Raw genomic sequence first — 12,662 nt, 5'->3', positions numbered from 1 at the left:
TACCGGTCACGGCTGAAGGGCTGGGCTCCCGCCGGATTTAGGCGTTCAGCAGGTCGAGGGCGATGTCGACGATCATGTCCTCCTGGCCGCCGACCAGTCGCCGGCGGCCGACCTCGAGCAACAGGCTTCGGGCGTCGACGCTGTACCGTTCGGCGGCGTTCTCGGCGTGCCGGAGGAAGGACGAGTAGACACCGGCATAGCCGAGCGTCAGAGTCTCCCGGTCGACCTGGACGGGGCGGTCGCGCAGCGGGCGGACGAGGTCGTCCGCGGCGTCCTGGAGGGCGAACAGGTCGCAGCCGTGTTTCCAGCCCTGCAGGTTGGCCACGGCGATGAACGCCTCGATGGGGCAGTTGCCCGCGCCGGCGCCCTGGCCCGCCAACGACGCGTCGACGCGGGTGACGCCCTCCTCGACCGCCACCACGCTGTTGGCGACCGACAATGACAGGTTTTCGTGGGCGTGGATGCCGATCTGGGTGCTCTCGTCGAGAACGTCGCGGTAGGCGCGGATGCGTTCGCGGACACCGTCCATGGTGAGACGGCCGCCGGAGTCGGTGACGTAGACGCAGTGCGCGCCGTAGGACTCCATGAGCTTGGCTTGGCGCGCGAGCTCGGCCGGAGGTGCCATGTGACTGAGCATGAGGAAGCCGGCCACGTCCATGCCGATCTCACGGGCGGTCGCGATGTGCTGGGCGGCGACGTCGGCCTCGGTGCAGTGGGTGGCGATGCGGATCGAGCGGACCCCGAGGGAGTAGGCGTGCTTGAGCTCGGCGATGGTGCCGATGCCGGGGAGGAGGAGCGTGGTGAGTTTCGCCTGCTTGATATTGGCGGCGGCGGCCTCGATCCACTCCCAGTCGGTGTTGCTGCCCGGGCCGTAGTTGACCGACGCGCCGGCGAGGCCGTCGCCGTGGGCGACCTCGATGGCGTCCACGCCGGCGGCGTCCAAGGCGGCGACGATGCGGCCGACGTCGGCGGGGGACATGCGGTGCCGTACGGCGTGCATGCCGTCGCGGAGGGTGACGTCCTGGATGTAGAGGGTCATGCGGTGGCTCCTGCGATTCGCTCGGCGACGCGCAGGGCGGCCGAGGTCATGATGTCGAGGTTGCCGGCGTAGGCAGGCAGGTAGTGGGCGGCGCCCTCCACCTCCAGGAACACCGACACGCGGGTGGTGACCGGCTCGGAAGTGAGCGTGGTGACCGGCTCGTCGATCGGAGTGAACTGCACGTCCTGCTTCAGGCGATAGCCGGGGACGTACTTCGCGACCTCGGCCACCATCTCCTCGACGGAGGCGCGGATGGCGTCGTGGTCGGCATCGCCGGTCAGACAGAAGACGGTGTCCCTCATGATGAGCGGCGGGTCGGCCGGGTTGAGGATGATGATCGCCTTGCCGCGGGCGGCGCCGCCGACGCTCTCGATGGCGGCCGAGGTGGTCTCGGTGAATTCGTCGATGTTTGCGCGGGTGCCGGGTCCTGCCGATTTGGAGGCGATGGACGCGACGATCTCGGCGTACGCGACCGGAGTGACGCGGGAGACGGCGTGCACGACGGGGATCGTGGCCTGACCGCCGCAGGTGACCATGTTGAGGTTGCGGGTGCCGAGGTGGGCGTCGAGGTTCACCGGGGGGACGACGAACGGGCCGATCGCCGCGGGGGTCAGGTCGATGAGGGTCTTGCCGTACGGCTCCAGCTTGGCGGCGTTGGCGAGGTGCGCCTTGGCGGAGGTGGCGTCGAAGACGATGTCGATGTCGGCGAAGCCGTCCATGGCGATCAGGCCGTCCACGCCCTCGTGCGTGGTGGGCACCTTCAGGCGGCGGGCGCGGGCCAGGCCGTCGGAATCGGGGTCGATGCCGACCATGGCGCCCATCTCCAAAGTGCCGGAGAGGCGGAGCACCTTGATCATCAGGTCGGTGCCGATGTTGCCGGAGCCGATCACGGCAACCTTGGTCTTGTTCATGCCTTGTCCTCGAAGGTCACGGCCACCATGCCGAGTCCGGAAATCTCGGCTCTCACGGTGACGCCGGGGGAGACGGGGACCATGGGTCCCAGAGCGCCGGACAGGATCACCTGGCCCGCGCGCAGCGGGTCGCCGAAGTCGCGGGCGGTGCGGGCCAGCCACAGCAGGGCGTTGAGAGGGTCGCCCAGGCAGGCGGATCCGGTGCCCTGAGAGACGAGCTCGTCGCCTGCGTACATCCGCATGGTGGCGTCGACCGGCTCGAACGCGCTCAGCGGCAGCCGCTCGGAACCCAGCGCGTACAGTCCGCTGGAGGCGTTGTCGGCGACGGTATCGGTGATCGTGATGTCCCAGTCGGCGATGCGGCTGTCCACGATCTCCAGTGCGGGGACGGCGTACTCGACCGCTGCCCGCACTGTCGCGAGGTCGAGGTCGCCCGACAGGTCGGCGGCGAGCTTGAAGGCGATCTCGGCTTCGACCTTCGGCTGCAGGAGCTGCCCGGTGGGGGCCGTGCCGGTCACTTCCATGTCGGCGAAGAGCACGCCGAAGTCGGGCTGGTCCACGCCGAGCTGCTGCTGCACCGCGGGGGAGGTGAGGCCGATCTTCCGCCCGGTCACGGGAGTGGTGTGGCGGCGCGAGTTGAGGCGGCGCTGCACCTCGTAGGCGGTCGCGACGTCGGTGATGAGGTCGCGGACCGGCTGGCACGGCTTGCCGGTGAGAGCCGCGTCCGCCAGCCGGTCCACGGCCTCGTCTATGGCGGTCATCGCTCGGCCTCCGCGGTCGCGACCGCGAAGCCGGCGATCCACTCGGGGATGGCCCGGTAGAAGCGGGAGGTCATGCGGTACTTGCCTGTGGCGGCGAGCGAGGCGAACGCGGCGATCCACGTCCGCACCTCGTGCGCCGAACCACCGCCCTCGGCGCCCATCCACTCGACGCTCCAGCCGTCCACGTCCTCCAGGCGGCCGCTTGCGAGGGTGTCGAGCACGAGGTTGTCCCAGGTCGGATTGATGGGGATCATCGTGGTCGAGCCGGCGGCGTATTCGCGTCCGGCCTGGATGACGCGCTGCTCGCCGCGGGCACGCTGCTCGGGGGTGGGCGGGTGGCCCTCGATGAGGGCGTCGGCGACGCGGGGCGGCGCGCCGTCCAGCACCGGCACGGGCGGGTCGTGGGAGAGGCCGCCGGAGCCGAGGAACAGCACCCGCCGGTCCAGCTCCGCGGCTGCTTCCCCGATCGCGGTGCCGAGGGCGCGGATACGGCTGACCGGGCCGAGCGGGGTGGCGACCCCGTTGACGAAGACGGGCACGACCGGGACCCGGTCGATGCCGCCGAACAGCACCTCCAGCGGCTGCACGAACCCGTGGTCCACGGTCATCCGCGCCGAGATCGTCAGATCGACACCCCGATCCAGCACACCGCGGGCGACGGCGCGGGCGGCCTCGGTGTCCACCGACAGTGGTCCGGCGGCCGAGCCGAAGTCGCCGACCGCGTTGGCCTCCGTCGCGAGACAGAACGGCGGCATCTCCTTGTAGAAGAAGCCGTTGTAGTGGTCGGGCGCGTACAGCACGACCAGCTCGGGGTCGAAGGCGCGGACGAAGGCGCGGGCCTCGTCCACCGCGGCGTCCACGGCTGCGATGACGTCGGGTGCGGGGTCGTTCTTGCCGATCAGCGGGGAATGGGACAGGCCGACGGCTACGGCGTTCATGAGGTGATCTCCTTGATGACGAGCTTGCCGGTGAGGCGGCCGTCGAGCATGAGCTGGAAACCCTTGTGGATCTCGTTCAGCGGGAGCGTTCGGTCGATCACCGGGCGAAGGCCCGTTGCGTCCATCATGTTGAGCAGCGCCACCAGCTCGCTGCGGGTGCAGCCGGTGGAGCCGATGATGCGCTGTTGCAGGTAGAAGATGCGGGCGAGGTCGGCGGGCGGGTTGGCGCCGCTGGTGGCGCCGGCGATGACGATCGTGCCGCCCGGGCGCAGCGACTTCAGGGAGTGTGACCAGGTGGCCTCGCCGACCGTCTCGATCACCACGTCGACGCGTTCTGGCAGCCGTTCCCCGGTCGGGACGGCGGCCCGCGCGCCCCAGGTGACCGCCTGGGCGCGCTTGTCCTCACTACGGCTGGTCGCGTAGACGACGGCGCCCGCGGCGACGGCCAGCCTGATCGCGGCTGAGGCGACCCCGCCCCCCGCGCCCTGCACCAGCACTCGGTCCCCGGCCTTGATCCGCGCCTGTGTGAAGAGCATCCGGTACGCGGTCGTCCAGGCGACCGGCAGGCATGCGGCCTCGTCGAACGACAACCAGGACGGCTTGGGGATGAGGTTGCGGGCCGGGACGGTCAGGTACTCGGCGAAGGAGCCGTTGTGCTGCTCCGACAGCAGGGCCCGGTTCGGGTCGAGCGTCTCGTCGCCCCGGCCTGCGTCCGGGTCGGCGATCACGGGGTGCACGATGACCTCGTTGCCGTCCTCGTCGTAACCGGCGGCGTCGCAGCCGAGGATGATCGGCAGTCGTTCCGGCGGGTGGCCGACGCCGCGCAGTGTCCACAGGTCGTGCATGTTCAAGGAAGAGGAGACGACCCGGACGATGGACCAGCCGGGCCGGCGCTCGGGCTTGGGTACATCGCCCAGGACGAGACCGGACAGCGGGTCGGTCGCGCTCTGGGAGACGGCGGTGGCGGCAAGCATGGCCACCACGTTGTCCGATGGTTGCCGCCGTAAGACAGCTCGTGTGCCGTCGTGCGGAACGACCGTTGGAAACGCACCTGTCCGCTGCGGTTGTGTGAGCGGCATGACCTCGACGATCGAACCCCCGCGCGGGGCCCTGCGGCGCCCGGCTGAGCTGGCGCCGACCATCGACGTCTCTGGGCTGGTGGATGCCGAGGGCGGGCTGGTGGATCGTGCCATCTTCACCGACCAGCAGATCTACCGGCAGGAGCTGCGCCGCGTTTTCGCGCCGAGCTGGCTGTTCCTGGCGCACGCCGACCAGTTCCACAAGCCCGGCGACTTCTTCACCACCTACATGGGCGAGGACCCCGTCATCGTCACCCTCGACCGCAACCGGCGCATCAGGGCGTACCTCAACTCCTGCCGCCACCGCGGCGCGCGCGTCTGCCGCGCCGACTACGGGGCCACCCGCAACTTCACCTGCACCTACCACGGCTGGTCCTACGACCTGGAAGGCAAGCTGGTCAGCGTCCCGAACAGGGCCGGCTACCCGGAGTCGTTCGACACGGGGGAGTGGGGCCTGGTCGAGGTGCCGCACATCGACAGCTACCGCGGCCTGATCTTCGGTACGTGGAACCCGGATCCGGTGCCGCTGCGCGAGTCGCTCGGTGACATGGCCTGGTACATGGACGCGATGCTCGACCACGACGACGAGGGCACGGTGGTCGTGGGCGGCGTGCACAAGTGGGTGCTGGAGGGCAACTGGAAGCTGGCGGCCGAGCAGTTCGCCACCGACTGGTACCACGTCAACATGAGTCACGCCTCGGCGCTCATGGTGCTCTCGCCCACCGGCAAGGGCCCCAAGGACGAGATCGTGCACCGGACGGGCCGCCAGTACGCCAGTCCTGACGGCCACGGCGCCGGCTTCCCGGTCCACCCGAAGAACCGCTTCGACGCCAGGACCGTGCACCAGTGGATGGACTACGCCGCGCTGCGCGAGCGCCTCGGCGAGGCCCGTGTGGAGGGCCCGCTCACCAACGGTCACGCCACCGTCTTCCCGAACTTCTCCTATCTGCCGGTCAACGGCTCCATCCGCGTCTGGCACCCCAAGGGTCCCGACCGGATGGAGGTGTGGGCCTGGACGATCGTCGACAAGTCCATGCCGCCCGAGGTGCGCGAGGCCCAGCGCCTGTACAACCTGCGTACGTTCGGCCCGAGCGGCATCTTCGAGCAGGACGACGGTGAGAACTGGAGCGAGGTGCAGGCCGTCTCGCACGGCTTCGTGACCAACAGCGTGCCGCTCAACTACCAGATGGGCCTGGGTTCGGAACGCGACGACGGCCGGCACCCCGGCCAGACCAGCGAGCTGTACAGCGATGCCGCGGGCCGGGCCTTCTACGCGCGCTGGCGCGAGCTGATGAACACCCCTGCCTGGCACGAGGAGGACGGCAAGTGAGCGAGGGAATCCGCGTCGCGGCGCTGGACGACATCCCCGAGGGCGAGGGCATCGCCATCGACAAGGCGATCACCGGGACGGCCGACGACATCGCGCTGCTGCGCGACACCGACGGCAGCGTGTGGGCGCTGGACGACACCTGCACCCACGAGGACGCCTCCCTGGCCGACGGCTGGGTCGAGGACGGCTACGTCGAGTGTCCCCTGCACTCCAGCAGGTTCTGCCTGAAGAACGGCGAGGTCCAGGGCCTGCCCGCCACCCGCAGCACCTGCCCGCACCGGGTCGAGGTCCGCGATGGGGAAATCTACCTCTTCCCCGGTCAGACGCCATGAAAGTGGTGATCGTCGGCGGCGGCGTCGCCGGCGTCAGCACCGCCGCCGCGCTACGCGCGGGCGGCTTCGACGGCGACCTCACCCTGGTCGACGCGGGCGAGTTCCCCTACGATCGGCCGCCGCTGTCGAAGGAGTACCTGGCCGGGTCGAGGGATCTCAAGCAGATCGCCCTCCAGCCGCCGCACTGGTACGACGAGCAGCGCATCCGTCTGCTCAACCGGACCACGGTGAGCGCCCTGCGTACCCGGGACGGCGGCGTCGAGCTGGCCGACGGCCGCCTGCTGCCCGCCGACCGGGTGGTCCTGGCCACAGGCGGGGGAGCGGCCCGACCGCCCATTCCGGGCGCCGGCAGCGACCGCGTGCACGTGCTGCGCACGGCCGAGGACGCCGACCGGCTCCGGACGGCGCTCACTCCCGGAGCGCGTGTTCTCGTGGTCGGCGCCGGGCTGATCGGCGCAGAGGTCACCTCCACCGCCGTCGACCTCGGCTGCGAGGTCGTCCTGGTCGATCCCGTCCTCACGCCGCTCGCCGCCGCTCTCGGCGAGGAGCTCGCCACCTGGCTGCACGCACTGCACGCCCGGCGAGGCGTCACGGTCGAGCGTGCCGGAGTGTCCGCCTTCGCTGACACCTCCGACGGGATCGAGGCGAGTTTCCTGGGGACCCTGCAGCCGCGCGTGTTCGACCTGGCCGTCCTCGGGGTGGGCATGCTGCCCAGAACCTCGCTGGCCGCGACCGCCGGACTGGAGGTGGACCGCGGCATCGTCGTGGACGCCCGCCATGTCACCAGCAATCCCGCGGTGCTCGCCGTCGGGGATCCCGCCCGCATCCGCAGGAACGGGCTGCTCCTGCCCCCCAGCGAGCACTGGGAGGCGGCCCGGCACGACGGCGCGCGCGCCGCGGCCACCATCCTCGGCACCCGGCCGCCCGCGCAGACCGCGCCGTGGTTCTGGACCGATCGGCACGGCCGCCACGTCGAGGTCGTGGGCCACATGGAGACCGCCGAACAGGTCGTCACGCGGGGCTCCTTCGACGACCCGGCGTTCTCCGTCTTCGGGCTGCGCGACGGCAGGGTCGTGGCGGCCGCCGCCGTGGACGACTCCACCGCCGTACGGGCCGCCCGCCGCATGATCGACCGCCGGATCCCGGCCGACCCGAATCGGCTGTCCGACCCATCCGTGAACCTGCGCACGCTGCTACGCGCCTAGAGGGGCCCAGAGGGGAACGCATGACCACCGTGAGCACCGCCGGGGTGCGCGCCGACCGCGACACCCACTTCGAGGTCGAGCAGTTCTACTACGAGGAGGCCGACCTCCTCGACGCCGGCCGCTACACCGACTGGCTCGACCTGCTCGCCGACGACCTCGACTACTGGATGCCCACGCGCACCAACCGCCTGCGCCGCCAGCAGGCACTGTCGGTGGCTGCGCGGGGCGAGGCCGCCTTCTACGATGAGAGCAAGGAGAGCCTGGCCTGGCGCATCCGCCGTTTCGACTCCGGAATGGCCTGGGCCGAGGATCCGCCTTCGCGTACCCGCCATCTGATCACCAACGTGATGGTGCGCCACGTCGATCCCGCCGAGCACGCGGGCTTCACCGCCGACGACCTGCTCGCCCACTCGGCGTTCCTGGTCTACCGCAACCGCCTGGAGCGCGAGGAGAACGTCTTCGCCGGCACCCGCACCGACATCCTGCGCCGCACCGAAAACGGCCTGCAGATCGCCCGCCGCACCATCCTGCTCGACCAGAACATCCTGCTGGCCAAGAACATCTCGACCTTCTTCTAAAGGGAATCTCCGTGAAACACCACGTAGTGACCACCACGCTCGGCGACATCGCTGTCGCCGAGACCGGCGAGGGCCCCGCTTTGGTGATGCTGCACGGCGGCGGCCCCGGCGCCTCCGGCGTCAGCAACTACCACCAGAACCTGCCCGCTCTGTCGCGCCGCTTCCGTGTCGTACTGCCCGACCAGCCCGGCTTCGGCGGCAGCTACCGCCCCACGGAAGAGGACCTGGACGAACGGTCCATCACCGAGATCACCGTCGACGCGCTCTTCCAGGCGCTCGACGCCCTGGGCATCGACACCTTCCACCTGCTCGGCAACAGCCTCGGCGGCGCGGCCGCCATCGCGATGGCCCAGCAGCGCCCCGACCGCGTCACCCGGCTCGTCCTGATGGCCCCCGGCGGCGGCTGGCTGCCGTTCGGGCCCACCCCCACCGAGGGGCAGAAGGAGATGTTCCGCTACTACAACGGCGGAGGGCCGAGCGAGAAGAAGATGGCCGCGTTCATCCGCGCCATGGTCTTCGACCACAAGCAGTTCGGCGAGGACGTCGTCAAGGCCCGCTACGAGGCCTCCCTCGACGAGAGCCACGTCGCCTTCTACCACCGCTACAACGCCGCCTTCGCCAAGCGCGGCGGCATGGATCCGCTGTGGAAGGACCTGCACAAGATCAAGGCTCCCACGCTGCTCCTGTGGGGCCGCGACGACCGTACGATCACCCTCGACGGCGCCCAGCTCATGCTCAAGCAGATCCGCGACGTGCAGTTGCACGTGTTCGGCCGGTGCGGCCACTGGGTGCAGCTCGAGCGGCAGCGCGAGTTCGAGGACCTGGTCACGAGGTTCCTGGCATGAGCGGCTGGCTGGACGGATACGTCACCCTGATCACCGGCGGCGGCTCCGGCATCGGCCGCGCCGTCGCCGAACGCTTCCTGGCAGAAGGGGCCGCGGTCACCATCGTCGGTCGCGACCGGGACCAGCTCGCCGACGTCCTGCGCGCCACGGCCGACCCGTCCCGGCTGCACACGTTCACCACCGACGTACGCGATTCGGAGGGGTTGCACGCCGCCGTGGCCGAGACCGTCGAGCGCTTCGGCAAACTCGACACTCTCGTCGCCAACGCCGGTGTGTGGGACTACCAGCGTCAGCTCACCCGCCTCACCGCCAATGAGATCGACGCCGCCTTCGACGAGGTCTTCTCCATCAACGTCAAGGGCTACCTCCTCGCCGCCGAGGCCGCCTGGCCGGAGCTGGTCAAGACCCGCGGGAGCATCGTCATGACGTTGTCCAACGCGTCCTTCTACGTCAACGGCGGCGGCCCCCTCTACACGGCCAGCAAGCACGCCTGCCTCGGCCTGATGCGCGAGCTGGCCTACGAGCTGGCTCCCAAGGTCCGGGTGAACGGCGTCGCCTGTGGCGGGATGAACACCGACCTGCGCGGCCCCGAGACGCTGGCGTTGCGTGACCGCTCGATCGGGGCCTCGTTCGCCAAGCGCCAGGGCACCCCGCCCATTCCGTTGCACGACTCCAGCACCGACCCGCGCGACTTCACCGCACCTTACGTCCTGCTCGCGGCCCGCGAGCAGAGCGGACCCATTACCGGACACGCGATCTCTGTCGACGGCGGCATCGGCGTTCGGGGGTTCGCCCGCGCCGCCGGCGGCGACCATCTTTGAGGAGCCGACCGTGACCCACCCCCCCACTCCGAAGGTCGACGTCAACCCCGCCTCCGCTGTGGCGCGCAACGCTCGATACTTCCCGGACGTCGTCGCCGTCCGCTACTCCGGCGGCGACCTCACATACGCCCAGCTCGACGCCAAGGCGGCCCGGCTGGCGACCGTCCTGGCCGAGGGCGAGACCAGCGCGGGCGACCGCGTCGCGTACGTCGGTCTCAACAGCGCTTCGTTTCTGGTCACCATGCTCGCCACTTTCCGGCTGGGCGCGATCTTCGTCCCGGTCAACTTCCGGCTCGCCGAACCCGAGCTGGAGCGGGTGCTCGACAAGAGCGGCGCCCGCACGGTCGTCTGCGAGGAGGGGCACCGCAGGCAGGTCGAGAACGTGCGCGAGGCGACCGCGCTGACGCGATTCCTCCTGGTGGACGACGACGCGGAGGTGCCCGCCACCACGGGTGTCGCCGGTTGGGAGCTGTGGTCGGGCCCGCTGGCCACGGCCACGCCGACGCCGTCGGTGGTGGCGAAGACGTTCGACGAGCCGGCGATCCTCATGTTCACCTCCGGGACCACCGGGCTGCCGAAGGGGGTCATCCTCACCTACGGCAACGCCTGGTGGAACGCCGTCAACGTTGACACCATGCTGGACACCCGGCGCGGCGACGTCACCTACGTGGGCGCGCCGCTGTTCCACATCGGAGCGCTGAACAGCTTCGCGCTGCGGGCGCTCGTGCGCGGCGGCACCGTGCTCGTCCGCCGGTCCTTCGACCCGGCCGGCTTCCTCGACGATCTGACCACATACCGGCTCAACTCGATGTTCGGAGTGGCCTCGATGTTCGCCGCGCTCAGCCGGGTGCCGGGCGTCTTCGACCGCGACTTCACCTCGCTGCGCTCCATCGTGGTCGCCGGCGCACCGGTGCCGCCCGCGCTCATCGAGCAGTTCGCCGCACACGGCGTGCTGCTGCAGCAGGCGTGGGGGCTGACCGAAACCGCGCCGTTCGCCACCCACCTGCCCGCCGAGCTCACGCTGACGAAGGTGGGCTCCGCCGGCATCCCGATGCCGTACACCGAGGTACGCGTCGTGGACGCGAACACCAACCAGCCGCTCAAGCCCGGCGAGGCCGGTGAGCTCGTCGTCCGCGGCCCCAACGTCACCCCCGGCTACTGGGAGAACCCCGAGGCCACCGCCGCCGCGTTCGACGAGGAGGGCTGGTTCCACTCCGGCGACATCGGCTACCTCGACGAGGACGGCTGCCTGTACATCGTGGACCGGCTCAAAGACATGATCATCAGCGGTGGGGAGAACGTCTACCCGGCTGAGGTGGAGCGAGTGTTGTCCGCCATGCCGGGTGTCGTGGACGTCGCCGTCGTCGGCGCCCCCGACGAGCAGTGGGGCGAGACCGTCGTCGCGGTGGTCTCACTGGCCGAGGGCGTGACCCTCACGCTGGAGGACATACGGGAGTACGCCTCCGCGCATCTGGCCAGGTACAAGCTGCCCAGAATGCTCAAGGTCGTGCCGAAGGTGCCGCGCAACGCCTCCGGCAAGCTGGAAAAGCTCGTCATCCGGCGCATGGCCGAGGAGAACACATGATCAACGTGCCGCCTGTACCTGATCTCGCCCCGCCCGGCGTCGCGGTACGGCTGGAGCGCTGCGCGGCCGGACGCCTCCGCCACGCCTACCCCGTGGCCGCCCACGACATCGAACTGCAGGCGGCTGAGGCCGACGCCGGACTCCTTCGCGCGCTGGTGGACGCCGTGGCGGAGGCCGACCCGCAATGCCGCCGCGTCGTCTACGCCGTGCCGGAGGGCGATCTGGACCGGATGGCCGTGGCCGAGGCCGCCGGGTTCCGGTACGTGATCGACGTGGATCTGGCCGACGCCCAGCTCAGCCTCCTGGTGGTCGAGCCGGAGTGGGTGACCAGGACCGACATGGACCTCGACCACGTACCGGGCGGTTAACCGCGGCTCCGCCGTCCCAGCAGGGTGAGCTGCTGGGACGCGGCCGCGCCCACCCGCCGCAGCGAGGCGGCCTGGGCGCGGGTGTCGAAGCGGCCGGTCGGCCCCGACACGGACATGGCCGCCACCACCTTGCCAGGCGCGCCGAAGACGGGCACCGCGACGCAGCTCAGCCCGGGTGCCGCCTCCTGATCGTCGAACGCCACCCCCTCGGCGCGCACCCGGCCGATCTGCTCGGCCAGCCCGGCGCGGTCGGTGATGGTGCTGGGCGTATGCCTGCGCAGCTCGGTGCAGAGCACCCGGTCGAGGGCGTCGTGGTCGTAGGCGAGCAGCACCTTGCCCACCGCCGTGCAGTGCGCGGGCGCCCGGCCGCCGATGCGTGACGGCGACGGGACGGGACGATGGCCGTGCAGCTTGAACAGGTAGACGACCTCGATGCCGCGCAGCGCGGCCAGGTGCACCGTTCCGCGCGTCAGCTCGTACAGATCCGTCATGAACGGCAGGAGCGCGTCGCGGACCTGATCGTGGCCGGGGGCGAGCACCTGCCGCCCCAACTCGTGCAGTCGCTCGCCCAGCCGGTACTTCTGTCCGACCTTCTCCACGACGCCGTTGCGTTCCAGCACACCGAGCAGCCGGAACGCGGTGGACTTGCTCAGCTCCGCCCGCCGGGCCAGTTCGCTCACTCCGATGCCGGTGCTGCCCTGGCTGCCGAAGGACTCGAGCAGATTGACCGCCTTCTCCACGGCGGCGCGGTCATCCCTGCTCGGCGAATGCCTCTCGACGACGATGTTGCTCATGTGCTGCTCCGCTGACTACCGATGTTCGCAGGTCAACAGGGGGTGCTTATATGTGACAGAATGTCTGCTAAGACGG

14 protein-coding genes are annotated in these 12,662 nt (G+C 70.3%); 8 read left to right on the top strand and 6 right to left on the bottom strand.

Annotation, left to right across the window (positions count from 1 at the left end; genetic code table 11):
- Positions 1-37: 37 nt before the first annotated feature.
- The 5 genes from dmpG to ABZ857_RS05475 are packed head-to-tail and all read right to left on the bottom strand — an operon-like array spanning position 38 to position 4,623.
- The gene (gene dmpG / locus ABZ857_RS05495; RefSeq protein WP_357037926.1) at positions 38-1,039 is read right to left on the bottom strand and encodes a 4-hydroxy-2-oxovalerate aldolase; all 1,002 of its coding nucleotides are present in this window, start codon (positions 1,037-1,039) and stop codon (positions 38-40) included.
- Positions 1,036-1,950, bottom strand: coding sequence for an acetaldehyde dehydrogenase (acetylating) (locus ABZ857_RS05490; protein WP_357037923.1), 915 nt, complete (start codon positions 1,948-1,950; stop codon positions 1,036-1,038). Before ABZ857_RS05490 ends, dmpG begins: the two co-directional genes overlap by 4 nt.
- Positions 1,947-2,711: a fumarylacetoacetate hydrolase family protein gene (locus ABZ857_RS05485; RefSeq protein WP_357037920.1), complete on the bottom strand. Its 765-nt coding sequence runs from the start codon at positions 2,709-2,711 to the stop codon at positions 1,947-1,949. Before ABZ857_RS05485 ends, ABZ857_RS05490 begins: the two co-directional genes overlap by 4 nt.
- Positions 2,708-3,649 carry a 3-carboxyethylcatechol 2,3-dioxygenase gene (locus tag ABZ857_RS05480; RefSeq protein ID WP_357037917.1) on the bottom strand — a complete coding sequence of 314 codons (942 nt, stop codon included), beginning with the start codon at positions 3,647-3,649 and terminating at the stop codon, positions 2,708-2,710. The genes ABZ857_RS05485 and ABZ857_RS05480 overlap by 4 nt, the downstream gene beginning before the upstream one ends.
- On the bottom strand, positions 3,646-4,623 hold the full coding sequence (locus ABZ857_RS05475) for a zinc-binding dehydrogenase (protein WP_357037914.1): 978 nt from the start codon (positions 4,621-4,623) through the stop codon (positions 3,646-3,648). Before ABZ857_RS05475 ends, ABZ857_RS05480 begins: the two co-directional genes overlap by 4 nt.
- Before the next feature lie 103 nt (positions 4,624-4,726).
- Between ABZ857_RS05475 and ABZ857_RS05470 the strand changes: the two genes are divergently transcribed.
- The 8 genes from ABZ857_RS05470 to ABZ857_RS05435 are packed head-to-tail and all read left to right on the top strand — an operon-like array spanning position 4,727 to position 11,792.
- Entirely contained in the window at positions 4,727-6,058 is a 1,332-nt protein-coding gene (locus ABZ857_RS05470) for an aromatic ring-hydroxylating dioxygenase subunit alpha (RefSeq protein ID WP_357037911.1), read from the top strand.
- Positions 6,055-6,390: a non-heme iron oxygenase ferredoxin subunit gene (locus tag ABZ857_RS05465; RefSeq protein WP_357037908.1), complete on the top strand. Its 336-nt coding sequence runs from the start codon at positions 6,055-6,057 to the stop codon at positions 6,388-6,390. The genes ABZ857_RS05470 and ABZ857_RS05465 overlap by 4 nt, the downstream gene beginning before the upstream one ends.
- On the top strand, positions 6,387-7,595 hold the full coding sequence (locus ABZ857_RS05460; protein WP_357037905.1) for an FAD-dependent oxidoreductase: 1,209 nt from the start codon (positions 6,387-6,389) through the stop codon (positions 7,593-7,595). Before ABZ857_RS05465 ends, ABZ857_RS05460 begins: the two co-directional genes overlap by 4 nt.
- 20 nt (positions 7,596-7,615) lie before the next feature.
- The gene (locus ABZ857_RS05455; protein ID WP_357037902.1) at positions 7,616-8,173 is read left to right on the top strand and encodes a 3-phenylpropionate/cinnamic acid dioxygenase subunit beta; all 558 of its coding nucleotides are present in this window, start codon (positions 7,616-7,618) and stop codon (positions 8,171-8,173) included.
- A gap of 11 nt (positions 8,174-8,184) precedes the next feature.
- Entirely contained in the window at positions 8,185-9,018 is an 834-nt protein-coding gene (locus tag ABZ857_RS05450; RefSeq protein WP_357037899.1) for an alpha/beta fold hydrolase, read from the top strand.
- A complete protein-coding gene (locus ABZ857_RS05445) occupies positions 9,015-9,839 on the top strand; it encodes an SDR family NAD(P)-dependent oxidoreductase (RefSeq protein WP_357037896.1) in 825 nt (274 codons plus the stop codon). Before ABZ857_RS05450 ends, ABZ857_RS05445 begins: the two co-directional genes overlap by 4 nt.
- Before the next feature lie 10 nt (positions 9,840-9,849).
- A complete protein-coding gene (locus tag ABZ857_RS05440) occupies positions 9,850-11,424 on the top strand; it encodes an AMP-binding protein (RefSeq protein WP_357037893.1) in 1,575 nt (524 codons plus the stop codon).
- On the top strand, positions 11,421-11,792 hold the full coding sequence (locus ABZ857_RS05435) for a hypothetical protein (RefSeq protein WP_357037890.1): 372 nt from the start codon (positions 11,421-11,423) through the stop codon (positions 11,790-11,792). Before ABZ857_RS05440 ends, ABZ857_RS05435 begins: the two co-directional genes overlap by 4 nt.
- Here ABZ857_RS05435 and ABZ857_RS05430 read toward each other — a convergent pair.
- A complete protein-coding gene (locus ABZ857_RS05430; protein ID WP_357037887.1) occupies positions 11,789-12,586 on the bottom strand; it encodes an IclR family transcriptional regulator in 798 nt (265 codons plus the stop codon). The genes ABZ857_RS05435 and ABZ857_RS05430 overlap by 4 nt on opposite strands.
- Between the last annotated feature and the right edge of the window lie 76 nt (positions 12,587-12,662).

Source organism: Microbispora sp. NPDC046933 (genome assembly GCF_040644635.1).
In the GTDB taxonomy this organism is placed as follows: domain Bacteria; phylum Actinomycetota; class Actinomycetes; order Streptosporangiales; family Streptosporangiaceae; genus Microbispora.
This window is presented reverse-complemented; position numbering and strand designations above follow the sequence as displayed.